At 62.1% G+C, this 22,294-nt stretch carries 15 protein-coding genes; 11 read left to right on the top strand and 4 right to left on the bottom strand.

All coding sequences use genetic code 11. The features are described from left to right. The first annotated feature begins 165 nt into the window (after positions 1-165). Positions 166-1,815, top strand: a complete 1,650-nt coding sequence (locus ACZY0R_RS12125) for a 3-(methylthio)propionyl-CoA ligase (protein ID WP_488858593.1) — start codon at positions 166-168, stop codon at positions 1,813-1,815. Between the two features lie 170 nt (positions 1,816-1,985). Here the strand turns inward: ACZY0R_RS12125 and ACZY0R_RS12120 are convergent, their stop codons facing one another. Beyond that, positions 1,986-2,411: an HNH endonuclease gene (locus ACZY0R_RS12120; RefSeq protein WP_488858592.1), complete on the bottom strand. Its 426-nt coding sequence runs from the start codon at positions 2,409-2,411 to the stop codon at positions 1,986-1,988. A gap of 1,020 nt (positions 2,412-3,431) precedes the next feature. On the opposite strand from ACZY0R_RS12120, the gene ACZY0R_RS12115 reads away from it, so the two are divergent. Further along, positions 3,432-3,629 (top strand): hypothetical protein, encoded by a 198-nt coding sequence (locus ACZY0R_RS12115; protein ID WP_488858590.1) that lies wholly within the window; start codon positions 3,432-3,434, stop codon positions 3,627-3,629. Positions 3,630-4,162: 533 nt separating this feature from the next. On the opposite strand, the gene ACZY0R_RS12110 is transcribed toward ACZY0R_RS12115, so the two are convergent. After that, entirely contained in the window at positions 4,163-5,176 is a 1,014-nt protein-coding gene (locus tag ACZY0R_RS12110) for an AraC family transcriptional regulator (RefSeq protein WP_488859659.1), read from the bottom strand. Between the two features lie 185 nt (positions 5,177-5,361). Between ACZY0R_RS12110 and ACZY0R_RS12105 the strand changes: the two genes are divergently transcribed. The 9 genes from ACZY0R_RS12105 (at position 5,362) to ACZY0R_RS12065 (ending at position 16,611) form a co-directional block, all read left to right on the top strand. Further along, the gene (locus tag ACZY0R_RS12105; protein WP_488858588.1) at positions 5,362-6,417 is read left to right on the top strand and encodes a beta-keto acid cleavage family enzyme; all 1,056 of its coding nucleotides are present in this window, start codon (positions 5,362-5,364) and stop codon (positions 6,415-6,417) included. A 134-nt stretch (positions 6,418-6,551) separates the two neighbouring features. Further along, positions 6,552-7,892 carry an MFS transporter gene (locus tag ACZY0R_RS12100; RefSeq protein ID WP_488858586.1) on the top strand — a complete coding sequence of 447 codons (1,341 nt, stop codon included), beginning with the start codon at positions 6,552-6,554 and terminating at the stop codon, positions 7,890-7,892. Positions 7,893-7,958: 66 nt separating this feature from the next. Next, positions 7,959-9,980, top strand: coding sequence for an acetoacetate--CoA ligase (locus ACZY0R_RS12095; protein ID WP_488858585.1), 2,022 nt, complete (start codon positions 7,959-7,961; stop codon positions 9,978-9,980). 336 nt (positions 9,981-10,316) lie between these two features. Next, positions 10,317-10,724: a carboxymuconolactone decarboxylase family protein gene (locus tag ACZY0R_RS12090; protein WP_488859657.1), complete on the top strand. Its 408-nt coding sequence runs from the start codon at positions 10,317-10,319 to the stop codon at positions 10,722-10,724. 155 nt (positions 10,725-10,879) lie between these two features. Then, positions 10,880-11,734: a 3-hydroxybutyryl-CoA dehydrogenase gene (locus ACZY0R_RS12085; protein ID WP_488858584.1), complete on the top strand. Its 855-nt coding sequence runs from the start codon at positions 10,880-10,882 to the stop codon at positions 11,732-11,734. 129 nt (positions 11,735-11,863) lie between these two features. Further along, entirely contained in the window at positions 11,864-13,045 is a 1,182-nt protein-coding gene (locus tag ACZY0R_RS12080; protein WP_488859655.1) for a porin, read from the top strand. 20 nt (positions 13,046-13,065) lie between these two features. Then, positions 13,066-13,809, top strand: coding sequence for a DsbA family oxidoreductase (locus ACZY0R_RS12075; RefSeq protein WP_488858583.1), 744 nt, complete (start codon positions 13,066-13,068; stop codon positions 13,807-13,809). Positions 13,810-13,905: 96 nt separating this feature from the next. After that, positions 13,906-15,090: a beta-ketothiolase BktB gene (gene bktB, locus ACZY0R_RS12070; RefSeq protein WP_488858582.1), complete on the top strand. Its 1,185-nt coding sequence runs from the start codon at positions 13,906-13,908 to the stop codon at positions 15,088-15,090. Positions 15,091-15,345: 255 nt separating this feature from the next. Then, positions 15,346-16,611, top strand: coding sequence for an MFS transporter (locus ACZY0R_RS12065; RefSeq protein ID WP_488858580.1), 1,266 nt, complete (start codon positions 15,346-15,348; stop codon positions 16,609-16,611). A gap of 197 nt (positions 16,612-16,808) precedes the next feature. Here ACZY0R_RS12065 and ACZY0R_RS12060 read toward each other — a convergent pair whose 3' ends face one another. Further along, entirely contained in the window at positions 16,809-17,972 is a 1,164-nt protein-coding gene (locus tag ACZY0R_RS12060) for a porin (RefSeq protein ID WP_488858579.1), read from the bottom strand. A 569-nt stretch (positions 17,973-18,541) separates the two neighbouring features. Continuing rightward, positions 18,542-22,087 carry an indolepyruvate ferredoxin oxidoreductase family protein gene (locus ACZY0R_RS12055; RefSeq protein ID WP_488858578.1) on the bottom strand — a complete coding sequence of 1,182 codons (3,546 nt, stop codon included), beginning with the start codon at positions 22,085-22,087 and terminating at the stop codon, positions 18,542-18,544. Between the last annotated feature and the right edge of the window lie 207 nt (positions 22,088-22,294).

The following is a 22,294-nucleotide window of genomic DNA, read 5'->3' as shown; positions in this document are numbered from 1 at the left end:
ACATCGCGCTCTCTCCCGCCGCCAGAGCCGTCGCCTGATCGCAAAGACCCAGGAGAGGGGAAACACGCACACGGTCTCGGTTCGCGCCTTTGAAGCAGAACCTGACCGAGGGGTACGGCCATCTGCTCGCTCCCCGATCACAGACATTACGAACGGAACGATGCCATGAATGGCTTGATGATGCAAAAGCAGTTGTTGATCTCCGCACTCATTGTGCATGCCGACCGCCATCATGGCGATACGGAGATCGTGTCCCGGCGGGTGGAGGGCGATATACATCGATACACCTTCCGTGACTGCCACCGTCGCGCGCGTCAGATGGCCAGCGCGCTGACCAGCCTAGGTGTCAAGTCCTCCGATCGGATCGGCACGCTGGCATGGAATGGCTATCGGCACCTGGAGTTGTACTACGGCGTCTCCGGCATGGGTGCCATTCTGCATACCATCAACCCTCGCCTGCATGAAGACCAGGTCGCCTACATCGCGAATCACGCCGAAGACCAGTACATCTTCTTCGACCTGACCTTCCTGCCGTTGATCAAGGCCGTCGCCGGCCGCTGCGAGACGGTCAAGGCGTTTGTCGCCATGACCGATCGCGCCCACATGCCGAAGGACGCCGGCATTGACAACCTGCTGTGCTATGAAGACCTGATCCAGCAGGGTTCATCCGACTACGCCTGGCCGATCCTCGACGAGGACGTCGCCAGTACGCTCTGCTACACCTCTGGCACGACGGGCAACCCGAAAGGGGCCCTGTACAGCCATCGCTCATCGCTGCTGCACACCTATGCGGCCGCGCTGCCTGATGCGCTGAACTGTTCGGCGCGCGACGTGATCCTGCCAGTGGTGCCGATGTTCCATGTCAACGCCTGGGGACTTCCGTACATCGCGTGCATGGTCGGGGCCAAACTTGTATTCCCCGGACCGGCTTTGGATGGCAAATCGCTGTATGAACTGCTCGAAACCGAGCAGGTTACTCTCTCCGCCGGCGTTCCGACTGTCTGGCAAGGCCTGCTTGGTCATCTTGAGGAAACAGGCCAGCAATTCTCGAGCATGAGACGCACCATCATCGGTGGGGCGGCCTGCCCCCCGGCCATGTTGCGCAAGTTCCAGGAAACCTACGGCGTAGCCGTATTGCACGCCTGGGGGATGACTGAACTGAGCCCGATCGGAACCGTCGGCACCATGAAAGCCAAGCACTTTGAGATGTCGCCGGAAGAGCGTTATGCCATGCAATCCAAACAAGGTCGTGTAGCGTTTGGCGTAGACATGAAGATCGTTGGCGCTGACGGCATGGAGTTGCCCTGGGACGGCGCGACTTCTGGTGACCTGTTGGTGCGTGGTCCATGGGTGGTGCGCGACTACTTCAGGAACGAAGGGGACGGTCCTCTGCAGGTTGATCACGAAGGGCAAGCATGGTTCCCGACCGGCGATGTGGCCACCATCGATGTCGATGGCTTCATGCAAATCACCGATCGCAGCAAGGACGTCATCAAGTCTGGGGGCGAGTGGATTGGCTCCATCGACTTGGAAAACATCGCGATGGCACATCCGGCAGTCTCTCAGGCCGCATGCATTGCTGCGAAACACGCGAAATGGGACGAGCGGCCGCTTCTCATCGTGGTCAAGAAAGCGGGAACCGAGCTTTCCCGCGAGCAGTTGCTTGGCTTCTACGAAGGGAAGATCGCGAAGTGGTGGACGCCGGACGATGTGGTCTTCATCGACACGATTCCTTTGGGCGCTACGGGCAAGATCCAGAAGAACCGGCTACGGGAGCAGTATGGCGACCATCTAATGACCAAGGCAGCAGGCTAAGCATGTGGCAGTCATCTCGCTGGCCTGTTCAGAGCGGGCACGCGGCCGCTGGCTGAAGGCTCGCGAGGCGCACACACGGCAAGCCTCGCCTTCATGAACGACCGCTCAGCGGGACGCAGCGGCCGCTCAAGCTACGTGCGAAGGACCAATTGTCGGCCGACTCGGCCGTTCTACCCTGAACTGGCGAATGCCGGAGATGGGTCGGATGCGGTCCAGCCGCTGGCCGCAGCCAAGCGGTCGTGACGGGGCGACCGAAGGAGTCCAAGCGTGGAAATCAGCAATCGGTGCCGACGGCGGCGGGGGGCGGCGGGGGGCGGCGGGTTCACCGCCCCGCCTGAACGCAGCAGCTTCTCGAAGACCCAGGGGTGGTGCCACCGTCTCCGGCCCATGAGCCGCTCTACGTATTCCTTGTGATGGGCCGCGTCCCGCGCTGCTTTGCCCTGGTGTCGGCGGGCGTTGCAAAGCCGGCAGGCGGCCACGATGTTGCTTTCGGAGTTCCCACCGCCATCGACCCGGGCATGTAGATGCTCGGCCGTGCATTGAAGGTGTCGAGCCTGCCGACTGGAGAGATGGAAGGTCGCTGCGAACGCTTCCATGAATTGCTCCCACATGGGGCAGCAGCAATAGAAGCAACGACCGGATTGACGATGGAAGGCACGGGCGCGCAGACGCGCGAGAGTCGAGGGCATGAGCGATCCTATGTTCAGGAAGATTTCGGAAACTTCGAAACCCGCTCGCCCTTAACAAGGCATACACGGGAACCAGCCAAGTAGCTCGTGCTGGCACCTCTTCAGCTCCTAGCGGAGACTGACGGGAAAGAGTTTAGCCTCACATCTTCCTGGGACACAAGGGGAAGGCGCACCCGCTTTGCAAAATTGCAACATTGCTCCTCGTGCGGCCGCGCCGCCGCAAAGCTTTAATGGCTCTGGGAAGGACGTTGACGCGTCGACGAATGCCGCTGTCCAGTCTAAGGCGTCATCCTGGACGCAGAGAAGCCTATTTGCAGCCTTGGAACACTAGGTGGAAACAACGCTAAGTGGGTCGCCATAAGCCGAGGGGGATCCGACCAGCGGAGGTCGCCTGCCGGCCAGTATCGGTCGGTGAGGACAGTGTGCAGACCGTCGACAATCCGTCGGCACCGAGACCGCGCACTCGCCGCTTGAATTACTAACAGAACTGCATCAGGAAATCGGTCCATTAGAAGTTTTCCGTTGTCCCATTCTAACGAGCTCATGCAGCTAGCTGTGATAACTGGCGGCTACGGCGACATGACTGCTCGATACCACCCGCGGCACGGTCTTAACGCAGACACTGCGCGACCATTTCACGCAGACTACGCCGCTTCCTCTCCGTGAAACACTCCGTGTGCAACCGGTCTGATCCCGGGGCCGACGGCTCTGTGTTTTTAAATAACCAACAGAAGATTGTCACGTGTTGGAATAGAGCCAACATGCCGCATACCTTGAGTCGCTGGCAAAGAAGCGGGAGGTTTTAAATTTCTATATTAAAGAGTATGTTACGCCGCAGCGCGTGCCGGAGGCGTATTGGCACAGATCGTGCTTAGTAGTTTAGCGAGCGTAAATTACAACTGCTCAAACCCTGATTGGAGATTCGAAATGAACACGCTGACTATTGTTGACCTGCATCAGGAGGACGAACTGTCCCCTTCCCAGATGACCCGTGTCGTTGGTGGACACGATGTAGCCAAGGAAAAAGCACTTGTTGCGCTCTACGGTGTTATTCACGATATAGACAGTTTATTGAATACACCTGACCCAGCACCCGCGAACGTGCCGATGAAGTTGCCTAAATGATTATTCGACCGTTGATAAACGGCGCCGGTAGAAGGCAAGGATACGAGTCCAGATACGAGTCTGCCATAAGGGCTGGATTACCGGCCCTTATGTTTTTGGCTGCTGCCGGCCTCGTTCCGTCCGACGCGTTTCACCGACTGTAGAAAAAAGTTAATGCCTGGCCTAGCCAGCCATAAGACACCAGATGGCCGAATCGGTTCAACGTTGAATGACCGTTTCGCGGAAGATTGAAGGACCGAAATGGGTCGGGAAGAGACGACTGAGTTGCAGCGGGCCGAGGTCCCTTTCCGGCCATCTCCCGTCGTTCGTCTAGTCATCCACATGGACGTTCGAACGTCACCTCCACACCAGACAAGAGACATTCGCCGCCGATCGTGCCTGTCCCGTCATCGGCCAAACCAGACATTTCGCTGGCGGGCAGTATCAGGACGCCGTGCCGTTCCCATTAAGCCGTTTCTGCCGGTGCGTTGTAACTGAGTCCTTGCGGGTAACAGAGTCGGCCCAGGGGCGGTCGTTCGTAACTTCTGCTTGGGTTAGCTTATTGGAGACGAAACTTTATTCTCCTGTGAAGATCGCCACGCGCGAGGATTCATGCCGAACCGTGCAGTGAACCACTGGGTGAACGATGACTGCCTGGAGTATCCAAGTAGCGTTGCCACCCTCCCAATCGGATAGCGCAAGTTGGTCAGATAGCGCACGGCAAGCTCCTGGCGCACCTCCTCGATCAAACTCGAGAACGTCGTGCCTGCCAGTTCAAGCTGACGCTGCATCGTGCGCACGCTCAGATGCAGGTGGCTGGCCACCTCGTCGACCGTAGCCTGCTCGATCGGCAGAAGGAGGTGAATTGCCTTGCGCACATCCAGGACAATTGAACCTGGCCCTGACACGTTGAGCGGCTTGGCCAAGCTTTCCGCATATCTGACCAGTTCCGGATCGGCATTCGGATTTGGGCGGTCAAGGTCTTCGGCGGCGCAAACGATGCCGTTGAAATCGCTGTCGAAGACAACCGGACATCCGAAGAAACGTCGATGGAAGCTCAGATCCGGCGGGCCGGGGTGGGCGAAGTTGACGCTTCGCGGCTTCCAGTGCTCGCCGAGCAGGCCGACAAAGGTTCGCGCCAATAGCCCAACGGCAAGTTCCGTTGCCTGGCGGGTCGAAATTCCCGCCTCGGCAATGATTTCCTCACGTACAACCACCATTTCCCGGCCATCCTCGACGTGGATCGCCAGAGCTTCGTTGAGTAGATGCCGATATTGCACTGCCGCCAGGAGCAACTCGCGCAGGGTTCGCTTGTGCGACAGCAACAGGTCAAGGACGCCGAAGTCGAATGCCTGGCGCGTGTCGGCCATCTGTAGGCCGAATGTCGGGCATTTTGCGCTGGTAGAGGCCGCTTCCAGCAACTGGCAGACGGCCGAGATAGGAATACGACGCTGCAGGTCGGCCAAGACTGTCGCGTCGAGCCGTACTTGCCGCAGTAATTCCTGGGGGGCGAGCCCAGACCTCCGGGCTACCTGTAGATAGCCGCTCAAGGCTCTTGCCCGAACCATCGGTTCCGTCACTTTGTGCTCCAGTGCACTGCATCGGGTCGCCCGGGGGATCCTCTCACGGCGTCCTAGGGGATTCCCCGGAGTGGCGCTAAAACGAAAAAAATTGGCGCCTGAACGAAAGAGTCTACCGCACCGGCGACCTAAAGTTGAGCCCGTACCCAACCAGACACTGAAGGAGACAAACCATGCAATTCCTCGACGACTCGCTGCACCCCGAAAACCAGCAGAAGGTGGTCATCACCGTCGCCCCATATGCGCCGGAATGGATGCCGTCCGACTTCCCTGAAGACATCGCTGTGACGATGGAGGAACAGATCCAAAAGGCCGTGGACTGCTACGAGGCCGGCGCCCGGGTGCTGCACCTGCATGTGCGCGAACTGGACGGCAAGGGCTCCAAGCGCCTTTCCAAGTTCAACGAATTGATCGCCGGCGTGCGCAAGGCCGTGCCGGACATGATTATCCAGGTGGGCGGCTCCATCTCCTTTGCTCCCGAAGACGATGGACAGGCCGCGAAGTGGCTGTCCGACGACGCCCGCCACATGCTGGCCGAACTGGATCCCAAGCCGGACCAGGTCACGGTGGCCATCAACACCACGCAGATGAATATCATGGAGTTGATGACGCCTGAGGCAGTGAGGGGAACGTCGCTCGCCGAGCCGGCCTTGGCGCACGCCTACCGTGAGATGACCGTGCCGGCAGGTCCGGGCTGGGTCGAAGAGCACCTTAGGCGCCTCCAGGCCGCTGGCATCCAGCCGCATTTTCAGTTGGCTGGCATTCATTCCTATGACACGCTGGAGCGCATGATCCGCCGCGGCATCTACAAGGGCCCGGTGAACCTGACCTGGATCGGTATCGCCGGCGGTGCCGACGGCCCCAACCCGTTCAACTTCATGAACCTGATACAGCGCGCCGCTGACGGCATCTGCATCACCTCGGAATCCCTTCTCAGGAACGTCCTTCCGCTCAACATGATGTCCTTGGCGATGGGCTTCCATCCCCGCGTGGGCACCGAAGACACGCTGACCGACCAGCGCGACAATCGCATGACATCGGTCCAGCAGGTGCAGCAGTGCGTGCGCGTTGCCCACGAACTGGGTCGCGAGATCGCCAGTGGCAAGGAAGCGCGGGAGATCTACCGCATCGGTACCTGGTACGACAGCGTCGACGAGACGCTCGCGGCTAACGGCATGGCGCCCAACCGCCAGCCCGGTGTACGAGGCGTTCCGCTGCGCGCGGCCTGATCCCAGTGTCGCCCGGCCTCTCATCCGAAGGGGCTGGGCAGTATTCAGGCTGAGAAGCCGCCCCGCTGATGGGAAGTCGGCAAACATGAAAGGTAGCTTTCCATGAGAAAGCTACCGAGCTGGAGACACAAACCATGAATCTTCATTCCGCCGCCTCGGGTACAGAAGGCCGCGACGGCTATCTCGTCGGCCGGCCCAAGGCCTGGTTCGCCTTCGCGATGACCTTTGCGCTGATGTTGTTCGATTACATTGACCGCCAAGTCATCGTTTCGCTGTTCCCCCACATGAAGGCTGCCTGGGGCTTGTCCGACATGCAACTCGGCGGGCTGGTGTCGATCATCTCCATTGTCGTCGCTGTGGGCGGCCTTCCTGTTGCGCTGCTTGCTGACCGCTGCAGCCGGGTCAAGAGCATCTTCGTCATGGCCACAGTGTGGAGCCTGGCCACGATCTCCTGCATGTTCACGCGCAATTACAGCCAGCTCTTCCTCGCGCGGGCCCTCGTGGGCGCTGGCGAGACCGGCTACGGCTCGGTGGGCGGCGCCCTGATTGCGAGCCTGTTTCCGAAGCGCCTGCGCGCTACCCTGCTCGGCGCGTTTCTCGCTGCTGCATCGATCGGCTCCGTGCTTGGCGTGGTGCTGGGCGGTGTCATCGCGGCCCACTGGGGCTGGCAGGCGGCGTTCGGTGTGGTGGGCATCCCGGGGCTGGTCCTGGCTTTTCTGTACCTGCTGGTGCCGGACTACAAGACCGTCGCGCTCGCCCCGCGCATGGATCAAGCGAAGCAATCCGTGACGGGGTTCGCCAGGCAGATCGCCACGACTCTGTCCGGTTCGCCTGCCGTCTGGTGGACATGCCTCGGCGCCGCGTTCCAGCTCATTGTCGTATCGACGATCTGGTCCTGGTTGCCCAGCTATTTCCACCGGTATCATGGCGTCGCCGCGGACAAGGCGGCCATGCAAGCCGCGGTTATCGTGCTCTGCGGAGCGGCGGGCTCTTTCATCTGGGGCGTGGCCGCAGACGCCGTCGCGGTACGCCGGCCTCGCAACAAGCTCGTGATGATGGCCACGCTCGCCACGGCGACGCTGGTGGTCTTCGTGACCGCGTTTGGCGGCTCGATGGCCCCCAACCAGCAGTTCCTGCTGATCGCGCTTGGCGGCCTGATGATGATGTGCTCGGTGGCGCCGGCTTCGAGTGTGGTGTTCAACGTAATCCATCCGGGCGTGCGCTCCACTGGCGCGGCCATGCTGTCCCTGTTCCAGAACCTGTTTGGCCTGGCTGTCGGGCCCTTCGTGGGCGGCCTCGTATCCGATGCCTGGGGCCTGCAGACGGCGCTCGCAGTCATGCCCGCATTTGGCCTGCTTGCCGCACTGTGCTTCCTGCGCGCCATGCGCACCTACGAATCGGAACTCGCAAACTTCGCCAATATCCGCCTGGATGTCGCTTCCACTGCGGCATCGCCTGTGGCGGTATCCGCCTGACCTCGCGCAGCATCCAAACCTCCAGGCTGCGTCGTTACAGGACGCAGCCAAGATGAGTACCCAGCAATGAGCATTTCCAGCACTTCGATATCCGCTGCCGGCCTGCCTGAAGCCGTAGCGGCGGCCGTGCCCGCATGGTCACCGTCACCCGAAACCATCCGCCGCGCACGCGTCACGGCGTTCATGCAGTGGCTCGAGCGGGAGCGCGGCCTGTCCTTCGCCGACTACGACGCCCTGTGGCGATGGTCGGTCGACCATATCGGCGACTTTTGGCTGGCACTGTGGGAATGGGCGGACATTGCGTCACCGCAGATGCCCATAGTCGCGCTTGCCGAGGCCAGCATGCCGGGCGCCACGTGGTTCCCGGGCGTTCAAATGAACTACGTCGAGCAGGTGTTTCGCCATGCCACGACGGATCACCCCGCTATCGTCTATCGCAATGAGGTCGGTGAAACCGGCGAGATGAGCTGGGCCGAGCTCGAACGGCAGGTCGCGTCGGTGGCGGCATCGCTGCGCGGCATGGGCGTGGACTGCGGCGACTGCGTGGCAGCGTTCCTGCCGAATACGCCGCAGGCCATCGTTGCATTCCTGGCGGTGGCAAGCATCGGTGCGGTGTGGTCGGCATGTGCGCCCGACATAGGCGAGTTGGCGGTCCTGGATCGCTTCCGCCAGATCGAGCCCAAGGTGATGATCGCGGTCGACGGCTATCACTACGGTGGCAAGGCGTTCGACCGCCGCACGCTCCTGCACGCGCTGTTGGAGCAGTTGCCAAGCGTGGAGCGGGTCCTGCTGGTGCCCGGGCTCGCTGATGAATCGTCGTGCTACGAGTTTCGCGGCGGCGTCGCGTGGGCGGAAGCGATCTCATTGGACGTCCCGCTCGATCCCGAGCATGTGCCGTTCGACCACCCGCTCTGGATTGTCTACTCCTCGGGCACGACCGGCCTGCCGAAGCCCATTGTCCATTCGCAGGGCGGCATCGTGCTCGAGCATGTCAAGCTCACCACGCTCCATCTGGACCTGCATCCGGGCGACCGCTTCTGCTGGCAGGCCAGCACCGGCTGGATCATGTGGAACCTGCAGGTCGGCGGATTGCTGGCCGGGGCGACCGTGTGCCTGTTCGACGGCAATCCGGGCTACCCGAACATGGAGACGTTGTGGCGGTTCATCGACGAGGCGAAGGTCACCTTCTTCGGCGCTGGCGCGGCGTATTTCCAGTCGTGCCTCAAATCCGGTGTCGAGCCGCGCGCGGCAGCCGACCTGTCGCACCTGCGCGCGATCGGGTCGACGGGATCGCCACTGTCGCCCGAGAGCTACCGCTGGATTCTCGACCGCGTCGGCCCGGTGTGGATAAATGCGCTGTCGGGCGGGACAGATTTCGCGGGCTGTTTCGTCGCCGGCGTTCCCACACTGCCGGTCTACCTCGGGGAAATGCAGTGCCGCTGCCTCGGCGCGCGGGTCGAGGCCTTCGACGAGGCTGGAAAAGCGGTGACTGACGAGGTAGGAGAACTCGTCTGCACGGCACCCATGCCATCGATGCCCCTCTATTTCTGGAACGACAAGGACAATTTGCGGTATCGCGACAGCTACTTCGATACCTATCCCGGCATCTGGCGCCACGGCGACTGGGTGCGCATCACGCCGCGTGGCGGTGCCATCATCTATGGCCGCTCGGACGCCACCATCAACCGGCACGGCATCCGCATGGGTACGAGCGAGCTCTACCGGGCCGTAGAGGAGTTGCCTGAAGTGCTGGACAGCATGGTCGTCGATCTCGAATACCTCGGGCGCGAATCCTACATGCCGCTGTTCGTTGTCCTGCGGCCCGATGTCGAACTGACGCCAGGACTGAAGGCCACCATCCGCGACCGTATCAAGGTGGCGCTGTCGGCCCGGCACGTACCGAACGAAGTATTCCAGGTGGCAGCCATTCCCCGCACGTTGTCAGGCAAGAAGATGGAGCTGCCGATCAAGAAGCTGCTGCTGGGCCAGCCGCTGGAGAACGTGGCGAATCCCGACACCATGGCCAATCCCGCGAGCCTGGTTTGGTTTGCCGCCTTCGCCCGCGACCGCGCTGCGGCCGCCCGGTAACCGATAGCACCGCCGCGCTCATCCATGCGGGGATTCGTGACCGGCACAGCGCCTGACACACTCTGAACGAATGACAGGAAAACAAGCATAGCGAAGGCCATACGCTTTTACGAAACCGATGGGCCCAAGGTCATCCGTTACGAGGATAGCGAAGTTGGCGAACCCGGTCCGGCCCAGGTCCGGCAGCGGCACGAGGCGGTGGGCCTGAACGTTGCCGACATCGAGCCGGACCGCATCGCTTTCGTCGAGGAGATCCCGAAGACGAGCGTCGGCAAGATCGACAAGAAGCTGCTGTGCGAGCGCGTTGCGCAATCAATCCACTCCCTGGAGGTCTGTATGAAAGGCGACACCAACCCGACGTCCACACCTGTCTGCGACCAGTTGCGCGCAAGCGGCTATTGGAACCCCGATTGGGATGCGGCTGCCGAACTGGATCCGGTCTGGACCGAGAAGTTCGTGGCGATGGGCATGCACCCGATAAGCGCGGGCGTACTCGAACCGAAGGTGCTGGAGTTCATTGCCATTGCGGTCGACGCGTCCTGTACGCATCTGTACGCACCAGGTACGCGGCGTCATATTCGCAAGGCGCTGGAACTTGGGGCTACCCGGGAAGAGATCGCGGCGGTGCTGCAGGCCGTCAGCGTGCTCGGCATCCACTCGATGAGCCTGGGTGCACCGCTCCTGCTCGACGAACTGGCAGGCTCCGGGCAAGAAAGTGCCGCAGTCGACCGAGTGGCAGCATGACGAGCCAACATCAACCGGATGACTTGCCAATTACGTGAAGGCGACGCGGTCCATCGGCCTGAGTCCTCATCAGCAACCACGAAGCCAGCCCATTGGGGAACTGGTCCCGCAGCAAGTAGTTCATCAGCAAACAACCAACGAGAAGGGACGCAGGAATGACAATCAGGAGAGTAGGCATCATCGGTTCGGGCACGATGGGCAACGGCATCGCCCAGGCCTGCGCGGGGATCGGCCTTGATGTGGTGATGGTGGATATTAGCGAGGTGGCGGTAAGGCAAGGCATGGCTGCCATTGCGGGAAGCCTCGACCGCCTGGTCAGGAAGGAGAAGATCAGTGAGGCGGAAAAGGCGGCGTCGCTCGCTCGCATCCTGGGTACCACCGCCTATGCCGACCTGAGCCAGGTTGACATCGTCATCGAAGCCGTTGCCGAAGATTTCGATCTGAAGGTCAGGATTCTCAGGGAGATCGACAGCATTGTCCGGCCGGAAGCAGTCGTTGCCTCGAACACCTCTTCCGTCTCCATCACCAAGCTGGCTGCGGTCATGAGCCATGCGGATCGCTTCATCGGCATGCACTTCTTCAACCCGGTGCCGATGATGGCGCTGGTCGAAGTGATCCGCGGCCTGCAGACAAGCGATGCCACCCACGCTGCGGTAGATGCCCTCGCGAAGGATCTGGGCAAGTACCCAATCACCGTGAAGAACGGTCCGGGCTTTGTGGTCAACCGCATCCTGTGCCCGATGATCAACGAGGCCTTCTGCGTGCTTGGCGAAGGCGTGGCCTCGCCGGAAGAGATCGACGATGGCATGAAGCTAGGCTGCAATTACCCGATTGGGCCCCTGGCACTGGCTGACATGATCGGCCTGGACACCATGCTGGCGGTGATGGAAGTGTTCTATGGGGAGTTCGCCGATCCGAAGTACCGCCCGGCCATGCTGCTGCGCGAACTGGTGGCCGCTGGATACCTCGGCCGCAAGGCGGGTCGCGGCGTGTACGTCTACAGCAAATAGATCCGCGGCGCCGGAACCAGCCGCGCTGTGTTTGCGACGGGGCGGTTGCCACCGCTCCACGCAGCCATAGGGCAGCGTGCGCTGCTGGACATACCAATTATGAAACTGCCCCAAAGGGGAGAATTGAGCATGAAATTGAAGCACATTGCATTTGCCGTGCTGTCGGTCGGCATGGTTGGGGCTGCCGGGGCCCAGTCGGTGACCTTGTACGGCGTCGCTGACATGAACATTGAGTTCGCCAACCATGTTGGTGCGGTACCGACGGCGGCCAATGGATTCAATTCCGGTCCGGGTCAAAACGTGACCCGACTGGATTCCGGTGGTTTATCCGGCTCTCGCTGGGGTCTGCGCGGCGTGGAAGATCTGGGCAGCGGCCTGAAGGCCGTGTTCGTGCTCGAAAGCGGCTTTAACCTGGATAGCGGCACCTCGCAGCAAAGTGGTCGCCTGTTCGGTCGTCAGGCATTCGTGGGTGTGCAGAGCGAATACGGCCAGATTAGCGCTGGCCGCCAGTACACCTCAATGTTCGAGGCGCTCGCTAACTTCGCACCGGCAGCGTACGCGACCCAGTATGAACCGGTGGTGGTCATGGCGGGCGCGAACTTCCGCGAAGACAATACGATCAAGTACTCAGGCGCTTTCGGTCCGGTAACCGCGCTGGCACACTGGTCGTTCGGTACCGGCCTGGCACTGCCGCCCACGGTAGGGGCACCCTTCATCCTTGGTGGCAACGGCGAGGTGCCAGGGCAGTTCCGCCGCGATACTGCCTACGGTACGGCCTTGACCTACAACGGCGGGGCGTTCGCCGCGACCATCGGCTATGACCAATTCAATCCGACCATCGCCCCCGCAGCCACGCCTGCTCTCGCTGGCACCGGCACCTTCAAGAAGGCATCGGTAGCGGCCAGCTATGCGTTTGGTGCGGCCAAGATCATGGGTGGATACCGCTGGGGCCAGAACAAGAACCAGAACGGCAGCGAGATCCTGCGCGATGACTTCTACTGGATCGGTGCGAACTACCAGGTGACACAGGCGCTTGGCCTGACGCTCGAGTACAACTACGACAATGTCAAGAACCAGTTCGGCAGCACCAGCGTCGCCAATCCGTGGCAGATCGCGTTTATTTCCACTTACGCCTTCTCCAAGCGGACCGACGTCTACTTGACCACAGCCTACGCGAAGCATGCGGGAGTGGGTATGGAGTCCGCCGCGATCTTCTATGCCAACAGCCTCTCGCTTGGGAATAGCTACGCGCTTGGCAGGGGCGAAAGCTCGATGCTGGCCGTTGCAGTCGGCCTGCGCCACAAATTCTAAGCGAGGCCCCGGCCGGGTGCGTGAGTGCTCGAGTTTTTTTCCCTGGAAAAGCGTCTATGAAGATGAATACTAGCCCGTCACCTGCCTTGGGCATCCATGAAGGTGCCAGACGGGAACTGACGATCGAAGTGTACTTCGACTTCGTCTGCCCCTGGTGCCTGATCGGCAAGCGCCACCTGCGCACTGCCATGAGCCGGCTGGCCGAGATGCGGCCGGACGTTGATCTGAGCGTGCTTTGGCGCTCGCATCAACTGCGCCCCGACACGCCGCCTGGTGGCTTGCCATACCAGGCGTTCTATATCGCCCGGCTAGGCAGTCCCGAGGCAGTTGCCGCCCGAAGAGCGCAGGTCCGGCGTGCCGGGACCGCCGCCGATATCGACTTTGCCTTCGAACGGATCAAGGTGCTGCCAAACACTGCGTCAGCGCATGAACTGGTTGCCTATGCAGCCCGGCATGGCAACGAAACGCAGGTAGCCGGGCTGGTCGAGCGGCTGTTCGTGGCTTACTTTATCGAGGGCGAGGACATCGGTGATTTGGCCGTGCTTGAGCGGCTGGGGCTGGAATGCGAGCTGGGACTCGAGGGCTTGGTCGAACAGTTTGCGGAGTTCCGGCGTGGTGCCAGCAGGACCATTTTGGCGCCGGCACCAATTGGGCGCCGCATTGATGGCGTCCCTTGCTTTGTGTTAAACGGATCGCATTCGATCTCCGGTGCGAATCCGCCCGACGTCCTGCTGGATGCCATGCTGCGTTCCATCTCAGGCTGACATTGCCTGACACGGGAGTGCCATGGCGCCTCGAAACGTTTTCGCCTGGCATGTAGTGCCTGGCTTTTTATTCTTAAATCGGAACCGGAGAATTTCATGACCCGAGACGTCGTAGTTGTAAGTGCCGTACGGACCGCGATCGGAACTTTTGGCGGCAGCCTGAAAGATATTCCGCCCACTGAGCTGGGCGCCCTGGTCGTTGGCGAGTCGCTCGCCCGAGCGCACGTCGACGGCAAGGATGTTGGCCACGTTGTATTCGGCCATGTTGTTAATACCGAACCGAAGGACATGTACCTGTCCCGCGTGGCGGCGATCCGCGGTGGCTGCGCCGAGGAGACGCCGGCGTTCAACGTCAACCGGCTTTGCGGATCCGGTCTGCAGGCCATCGTCTCTGCCAGCCAGAGCATCCTGCTGGGCGACACGGACATTGCGATCGGCGGGGGCGCGGAAAACATGAGCCGCGCACCCTACGCGAGCCTCGGACTGCGCTGGGGCGCACGCATGGGCGACAGCAAAATGGTTGACATGATGCTGGGGGCATTGCATGACCCGTTCCACGGCATTCATATGGGCGTGACGGCCGAGAACGTCGCGCGCAAATGGGGCATCACGCGCGAGGAGCAGGACGGGCTCGCCGTGGAGAGCCACAACCGCGCTCAGCGTGCGACGGAATCCGGTTACTTCAGGGAGCAGATCGTACCGGTGACACTAAAGAGCAGGAAGGGCGAGATCGCATTTGCCAGCGACGAGCACTTCCGGCCGAATGCTACGCCGGAAGACTTTGCCAAACTGAAGCCGGCGTTCCTGAAGGAGGGCGGTAGCGTGACAGCCGGAAATGCCTCAGGGATCAACGACGCGGCAGCAGCGCTGCTGCTCATGAACGCCAGGACCGCACAGGCCCGTGGCTTGCGCCCGCTTGCCCGGCTCGTCGCATATGCACACGCTGGCGTGGACCCAGAGTATATGGGGATCGGTCCGGTGCCAGCATCCAGGCTAGCGCTGCAAAGGGCCGGTCTCAGCGTGAACGATCTGGACGTCATTGAAGCCAATGAAGCCTTTGCAGCGCAGGCTTGCGCGGTTGCCCGGGAACTTGGACTGGACCCGAACAAGTTCAACCCCAACGGTTCCGGCATCTCATTGGGTCATCCAATCGGGGCCACGGGCGCGCTAATCACCGTCAAGGCCGTGCATGAGTTGCACCGCATCCAGGGTCGGTATGCACTGGTCACGATGTGCATCGGAGGCGGCCAGGGAATCGCGGCCATTTTCGAGCGACTCTGACTGCCTGAGACCGGCCTGGTTGCAACTATCGGCACGGGGTCTGGTGAACGATGCCTGGCCGGGCCTTACGCGCTTCTGAGGGAGGTCATCACGCGCTTTCCCACCCAAAAGGCGCGTGAGACCGATCAACCGCTGCCGCATTTCCGGCGGCCACCATCTGCGAGCACTACATAGCGGCTTCGCTGATCCACCACAGCCCATGGGTTGCCACAGGACGAGGCCGGCCAGACGCCCGCGGATGGATGGTAGTTGCTCATGAAAGTAGACCAAACGTATTCATTGCGCTCCCCACTCATGCAACACACATTCGACGACAAACCACCACTGAGCCCCGCGCAAGCACTGCCCTTGCTGGGGGTTCTGGGCATTCTGGTGTCGCTGTGGTCTGACATCCTGTTTCCTACCCTCACGGGAATTCAGCAGGACCTGCGCATTTCGGCTACCGCCGTGCAGCAAACGGTATCGCTCTTTTTTGTGGCCAATGCCTTCATGTGCCTGTGGCATGGAGTCATTTCAGATGCCTATGGAAGGCGAAGGCCCCTGACTTTCGTGTTAGTGGTGCTGCTGCTGTCCTCCTTACTCTGTTTGAAAGTCACGCGCATTGAGGAGCTTTGGCTGCTGCGCACCGTGCAGGGCTTGGCAGCCGGGATTGGAACGATTCTGTGCCGCGCCATCATCCGCGACCTGTATTCAGGCGCCGATGCGCAAAGAATGATTGCGCGTACCAGCATTGTCCAGTGTCTGGGCCCCACCTTAGTTCCCATGCTGGGCGGATGGCTGACGTCCATGTGGGGATGGCGTGCAGTGTTTGCCTTCCTTTCCGTGGTCGCGGCGCTGATGTTGCTGGTCTACAGGCTGCTGCTGCCGGAGACCTTGCCACCTATTCGCCGTCAGCCTATGCGCGTCGCTACTCTGTGGCGCAGCTACCGCATTGTGCTGGGCTCGGGTTGGTTTATGCGCCTGACCGTGGCTCATGCCTGCAACTGGATGGCGATGTTCCTGTACGTTGCAGCCGCTCCACAATTTTTGATCCATCTATTGGGGCGCCCTGCGACCGAGGTCTACGTGGTATTTGTGCCAATGGTGCTGGGGCTGGTTGCCGGCTTAGTATGCCTGCCACTCCTGGTGCAGCGGTGGGGCACGCAGCGCACTGTGCGCCTGGCCTACATCGGCTTTCTGCTTGTCAATCTTCTCAATGTGGCATTGGCCCTGCTGGTGGCACCCGGGCTGGTTCACCTGGTGCCGTTGGGGGCTTATGCTTTCATGGTCGCCCTGTCCATGCCGCTGCTCATAGGCCATGCGCTGCAACCATTTCCTGAGAACGCGGGCCTGGCCGCTTCCTGCCAGATGCTGTTGCAATACACCGGCATGGCCCTGATCGCCGGCGTGCTGGCCCCGCTGCTTTGGAACTCCTTCTGGCTCATGGCGATGACCTGTGCAGTGCTTACGCTGACTAGTGCAGTGTTGTTACTTTGGCAAGGCCAGGCCACTCGTCGGGAAAATCGAATACTCGTGGCCTGAATCGGCGGCCGGCTTCTTCACTCGAAGACGTGGCCGCCTACGGCCTCGCTGGGGATGGCGCTAAACGGCGTTCTATTGTCTGGAACTGACTGGGATTTTCTGGCGCTGGCCAGATCGCAACGACCGGGACCCGGCGGATCGACGCCCGCACCGCAAGGTCCCGGCGTCCCTGATGACCTGCCCGCTTCCGTTGTGTTTCAGAATCTATGACGGACACCCAGCGCCACGCCAAGCATGCCGCGTTGCCCCGGCGTGGGATAGTAGCCGCTGCCAAAACCGGTGAGCGACGTGTCGAAGTTCAGCGCGGCATTTCTCGCGTACGCGGAGGTCAGGTATACATCGGTACGCTTTGAAAGGCTGTAGGTCGACACGAAGGCAACCTGCCACGGGTTGGCCGGATTCGTGGCCGGCGCCGTCGGCGAGACCCGCACCGAGCTAATGTCCCAGTAGTAATAGGCCAGCGTCAGGCCTATGGCTGGCGTGGCCTGGTAAGTGCCGCCCGCCCACCAGAAACTCTCTTTCGCCAGCGTTACATGGTTGGCGTAGTCGGTGTTCCCCCAACGATAGCCGGCCATGATGCTACCCGGCCCGATGCTGTAGCTGGCCGCCAGGCCGGCCTTGCGCGACTTGCCGGCCTGGCCGACGACCATCGTCGGATTCCATTCATCGTAGGCCACGCTCACGCCGAATCCGTTGCTCAGGTAATAGGCCCCGGCCCCCCACCCAGCGTTGTTTCCCGCGTGCCCCGGCACCTCGCCCGCACCGCCATTTAACAGCGGCGAAACACCAACGGTGGGGGTCCCGACGCCAAACGAGTAATGCGCTACCGCCGTCACCGAGCCGAACGAACCGGTGTACTTGACCGTGTTGTCTGAACGGGCGCTACCACCCAGCATCGCGCCAACCGGTTCATACATGACTGCATAGCGCAGCGGCGCGAAATTGGAGAAGGCATTGAACATCGACGAATACTGCCTGCCAAGCGTCAGTTGCCCAAAGCGGTTCTGGATGCCAACGAAGGCCTGCCGCCCGAACAACCGGCCCTGCAATGACGCGCCGCTATCTTCGGCAAAGCCGCTTTCCAGCACGAATAGCGAAGACATTCCACCTCCGAGGTCTTCCGTGCCACGCAGGCCCCAGCGTCCGCCTGCCAGTCCTCCGCCGGAAGGCATGCTGAAGCGGTTGCCACCAGGCTGTTGCACCAACTGCCCGTTGACGACCGACGGCACACCTTGCGCAATCCTGTTGACATACTCGATCGGGGCGTCGATGACACCATAGAGGGTCACACCGGATTGCGCGCTGGCTGCCGTGCTGCCTGCCGCGCCAAGAACTAGGGCAATAGAAAGCGTCCTTCTCATACTGATGGTCTCCTCGTTGAGTTTTTTTTGTGGCTCGGCGACGTCCGTCAGCTCGCCGCTGTGATGCCGTCTGCCGGGCCCGAGCCGTCTGGCCCGGGCCGGCTCATTGCTTGCTTCGGTCTGTGCTTGTTGCCCGGAATCCCCCTTCGTCCGACTTTTCCGGGGCCCCGGCGTCTCGGGGCATTCCGTCTGGTGGCGTGTGTCGTCGGCGCGCGGCCGGGTGGTGGTGCGTTATGTAGGGGCGGTCACGGAACGGCGTCTTGATTCTGTGCCGGGGCGGGACAACAGTCGAACAAAGAAGGCGCGCGATTGTCCGGCTTGTTGCAATCCCAAGGCCGGAGCTGCTTCCCACCGGCGCAGGTCGGGTGCGAGCGCTCCCACGCCGCACCGTGACGGATCGTGCAGGTGAGTCGGACCGTACGGACCGGCACCGCGCAGGCGTACCTACGCGGTGCGGGACGCTGCGCGTACCGTAATTTCCAGACCTGGCGTGCGCAGGCTGCGGCGCAGTCCCTTACGCATCAGCCAGCCCGTGTATTACCGCAATGCATGCGGCGAGGCACGGGTGTTCAGGTGACGGCGTACACCCTGGCCGGTACCGCCTGTGGCGGTACCGGCCCTGCCCGTCGCTGCTCCAGTTCGGCGATCAGTGCTGCGCGGGCTTCGTTTGCTTTGGCCGCGCCGGCTTCCTTGACGTGCCCGAAGCCGCGCACTGACTCCGGCAACGCAGCAATGCGCGTGGCCACGTCATACGTCTGCGCATTGATGCCGTCGAGCAGACGATCGATATCGCGCTCGTATTGGGAGACGAGATGGCGCTCCAGACGGCGCTCGGCGTTGTTCCGGAAGGGATCCAGCACACTGCCGCGCAGGAACCGGAATTTCGTCATCCATCGGAACGCTGTCATCAGCCAGGGGCCGACTTCGCCCTTGACCGGCATTCCCGCGTCGTCCTTTGTTGCAAAGGGCCACGCGCCAACGTGGAAGCGCAGCGTGTACTCTCCTTCGAACTCTTTCCTCAGCGCTGCCTGGAAATCGGGATGGCTATAGAGACGGGCCACCTCCCATTCATCTTTCACTGCCAGCAGCTTGTGGTAACTGGTCGCCACAGCACGACTGAGCGCATCGCCCAGGCCCGCATGCCGTTCCGCATCGGCCACGCGCTGTACCAGTTGCTCGTAGCGCCGCACGGGCCCCTGGCCGCCGTACGCTTTCAAGTGTTCGCCTCGGCTGCGGACGATTTCTGCCACGCTGCGCCTGGTCCGCGGCACGAAATTGATAATCTGATTCGCGGGCGCACGCGTCTCCCGGACGAACCGCTCCACCGCCGGCAAGTCATGCGCAGCGCGGCGGCCCCAGAGGAATGCGTCCTTGTTCATCGCCACAGCCACGCCGTTGAGCTCGATTGCCCGATGCATTGCTGCCAGCGATATGGGCACCAGTCCACGCTGCCACGCGGCCCCCAGCATGAGCATGTTGGCGGCGATGGCATCGCCCATCAGTTCGATCGCCAGGCGCTGTCCTTCAAGCAGCAGCACATCGTCGCCCAAGGCATGCCGCAAACGCTGGACCAGCACGTCGGCATCGATGTTCCAGTCCGGGTTGCCGGCGAACTCCGCCGTAGGGATGAGATCCGTGCAGATGACGCCCTGGCTGGTGCCCAGGCGTAACGTCGAGACCGTTTCGTCGCCGGCTGCCACCACGAGGTCGCAGCCGACCAGCGTGCTGGTATCGCCGGCGCCGATACGGGTGGCGTGCAGCATGCCCGGGCGGGGTGCAATGCGGACATGGGAATTCACCGCCCCGTACTTCTGGCTGATGCCGGTGATGTCGAGGTTCGATGTGTAGTAGCCCTGCAAGTGAGCGGCCATTGCCAGGGTCTGGCCAATCGTGACCACGCCGGTCCCGCCGATGCCGACGATCATGACACTGCGGATGTCCGTCAATGAGGCGATGTCCGGTTCCGGCAGCGCCTGAGTCCACTCGGGCTGGCGCGGGCCGCCATTGCCCGCCTTCGGATTCCTGAGCTTGCCTCCATGTACGGTAACGAAGCTCGGGCAGAAGCCGTCGACGCACGAGTAGTCCTTATTGCAGCTACCCTGGTTGATCCGCCGCTTGCGCCCGAACTCGGTTTCCAGCGGTTCAATCGACATGCAGTTGGACGCCTTGCCGCAATCGCCGCACCCCTCGCACACGGCAGGGTTGATGAAGGCGCGCTTCGCCGGGTCGGGCAGTTTGCCACGCTTGCGCAAGCGCCTGCGCTCCGTGGCGCAAGCCTGGTCATACAGGATGACGGAGACCCCGGGATATTCCCGGAACTCGCGCTGCACCGCGTCCATCTGGCTGCGGTGGTGAACAGGCGTATCCGGAGGCAAGGAAATATCCCGGTACTTCTGCGGCTCGTCGGTCACCACTGCCATCTTGCGCACGCCTTCCGCCGCCAGTCCGTGAAGAATTTGCTGGGGCGGCTGTTCCGTTTCCACTGGTTGCCCGCCTGTCATCGAGACGAAGCCGTTGTAGAGGATCTTGTAGGTCATCGGGACGCCGGCCGCGATTGCCTGGCGCACCGCCAGGAACCCGGAGTGGGCGAATGTTCCGTCGCCGATATTGGCGAACACATGTTTCTCACCGGTGAACGCCTGCTGGCCCAGCCACATGACACCCTCGCCGCCCATCTGCGACACGGTCGTGGTGCGGAGCGGATTGGCGCGGGCGGCGATGGTATGGCAACCGATGCCGGCCAGTGCGCGGCTGCCCTCCGGCAATCGGGTGGAGCGGTTGTGCGGACAGCCGGAGCAGAATCCCGGCATGCGTGACGGCGTTCCGCTGGCGTCCGCTTTCGCGGCGGGGGCGGTAGGGGGATTTAGTCCGCAAGCCGGATTGTGCAGCCGTAGCGTATCAGCGATCACGGCCGCGATCCGCTGCGGGCTCAGTTCCCCGGCGTTCGGGAATGCCACGGGACCGCGCGCCGGATCGAACACCCCGCCGGCTTGGTGCTTGCCGACGATGCGCGGCGCCGCTCCGCCGTAGAGCGCCGCGCGCAACTGGTCCTCGATCACCGGCCGCTTCTCTTCAACCACGATGATTGTTTCAAGGCCTTGCGCGAACTCGCGGACGATCGCGGGGTCCAGCGGCCAGATCATGCCGATCTTAAGCATGCGGACGCCCAGTTCGGCGGCGCGCGCCTCATCCAGCCCAAGGCTGGCCATGGCCTCGAGTACGTCCTGCCAGGATTTGCCGGCGGAAACGATGCCGATCTTGGCGTGGTCCGGGTCCAGGGTCACGCGGTTGAGCCCGTTGGCACGCGCGTACGCCATCACCGCCTGGTGCTTATGGTGATACAGCCGTTCTTCCTGCGGCAGCGGCGCGTCGACGCTGCGGATATGGTATCCCTCGCTCTCCAGCATGTCAGCGGCGTCCCGTGCTGGTTCTGGCATCCGGATCTGCGGCGAATCCGGCGACACGTAGACGGAGCCGCCCCCCTCCACCACGTCGGTTACCACTTTCATGCCGACCCAGCAGCCGCTGAAGCGTGACATCGCGATCCCGTGTAGGCCGTAGTCCAGCAGTTCTTGCGTGTTCGACGGATAGAGCACCGGCATTCCGACCGCGATGAATATCTGGTCCGAGAAGTTCGCCACCGTGGAAGACTTGGCGCCGTGGTCGTCGCCCGCCAGGCACACGACGCCGCCCTTGGGCGACGTGCCGGCGAGATTCGCGTGGCGCAAGACGTCGCCCGAGCGGTCCACTCCGGGTCCCTTGCCGTACCAGATGCCGAACACGCCATCGACCCTGGCGCCCGGGAAGCTACCCACGTACTGGGCACCCCAGATCGCCGTGGCGGCAAGGTCTTCGTTCAGACCGGCACGGAACTGGATGTTGTGTTCCTTGAGCAGTGTCTCTGCCGCCCAGAGTTCCATGTCGTAGCGGCCGACCGGCGATCCGCGATAGCCGGAGATATAGGCACCGGTGTTCCATCCCGCCGCCGTGTCGCGCAGGCGCTGCTGGATGGGTAATCTCACCAAGGCCTGCATGCCGGTCATGTAGAGCCAGCCCTCCTGGGCCTGATACTTGTCGTCAAGCGTTGTTCCGGTACGGGCAAGGACGTTATTCATCTGTCGTGTGGGCCTGAAACCCTGTAATGGGGATTGATTGGCAGACTCTGCGCGGGGGCGCGGAGCACGGAAATACGGCTGGCAGCAAGCCGGTATCTCGTGGCAGGAGCCGTGGGCCCCCGGCGAGAAGTCGCAGCGGCCCCTCACGTGCGCCAGGCACGTGGGGTATCACGATGGAGGGTGGACAGGGGCGGGACTGTAGGGCTT

It is taken from the genome of Cupriavidus sp. F041, assembly GCF_057814235.1.
Note: the sequence above shows the minus strand (reverse complement) of the source record. Positions and strands in the feature narration are given on the sequence as shown.

Excerpts from the sequence above, each read along its gene's own strand:
- ACZY0R_RS12125 (WP_488858593.1), top strand. The coding sequence starts at position 166 with ATGAATGGCTTGATGATGCAAAAGCAGTTGTTGATCTCCGCACTCATT.
- ACZY0R_RS12120 (WP_488858592.1), bottom strand. The coding sequence starts at position 2,411 with ATGGAAGCGTTCGCAGCGACCTTCCATCTCTCCAGTCGGCAGGCTCGA.
- ACZY0R_RS12115 (WP_488858590.1), top strand. The coding sequence starts at position 3,432 with ATGAACACGCTGACTATTGTTGACCTGCATCAGGAGGACGAACTGTCC.
- ACZY0R_RS12110 (WP_488859659.1), bottom strand. The coding sequence starts at position 5,176 with ATGGTTCGGGCAAGAGCCTTGAGCGGCTATCTACAGGTAGCCCGGAGG.
- ACZY0R_RS12105 (WP_488858588.1), top strand. The coding sequence starts at position 5,362 with ATGCAATTCCTCGACGACTCGCTGCACCCCGAAAACCAGCAGAAGGTG.
- ACZY0R_RS12100 (WP_488858586.1), top strand. The coding sequence starts at position 6,552 with ATGAATCTTCATTCCGCCGCCTCGGGTACAGAAGGCCGCGACGGCTAT.
- ACZY0R_RS12095 (WP_488858585.1), top strand. The coding sequence starts at position 7,959 with ATGAGCATTTCCAGCACTTCGATATCCGCTGCCGGCCTGCCTGAAGCC.
- ACZY0R_RS12090 (WP_488859657.1), top strand. The coding sequence starts at position 10,317 with ATGAAAGGCGACACCAACCCGACGTCCACACCTGTCTGCGACCAGTTG.
- ACZY0R_RS12085 (WP_488858584.1), top strand. The coding sequence starts at position 10,880 with ATGACAATCAGGAGAGTAGGCATCATCGGTTCGGGCACGATGGGCAAC.
- ACZY0R_RS12080 (WP_488859655.1), top strand. The coding sequence starts at position 11,864 with ATGAAATTGAAGCACATTGCATTTGCCGTGCTGTCGGTCGGCATGGTT.
- bktB (WP_488858582.1), top strand. The coding sequence starts at position 13,906 with ATGACCCGAGACGTCGTAGTTGTAAGTGCCGTACGGACCGCGATCGGA.
- ACZY0R_RS12065 (WP_488858580.1), top strand. The coding sequence starts at position 15,346 with ATGAAAGTAGACCAAACGTATTCATTGCGCTCCCCACTCATGCAACAC.
- ACZY0R_RS12060 (WP_488858579.1), bottom strand. The coding sequence starts at position 17,972 with ATGAGAAGGACGCTTTCTATTGCCCTAGTTCTTGGCGCGGCAGGCAGC.
- ACZY0R_RS12055 (WP_488858578.1), bottom strand. The coding sequence starts at position 22,087 with ATGAATAACGTCCTTGCCCGTACCGGAACAACGCTTGACGACAAGTAT.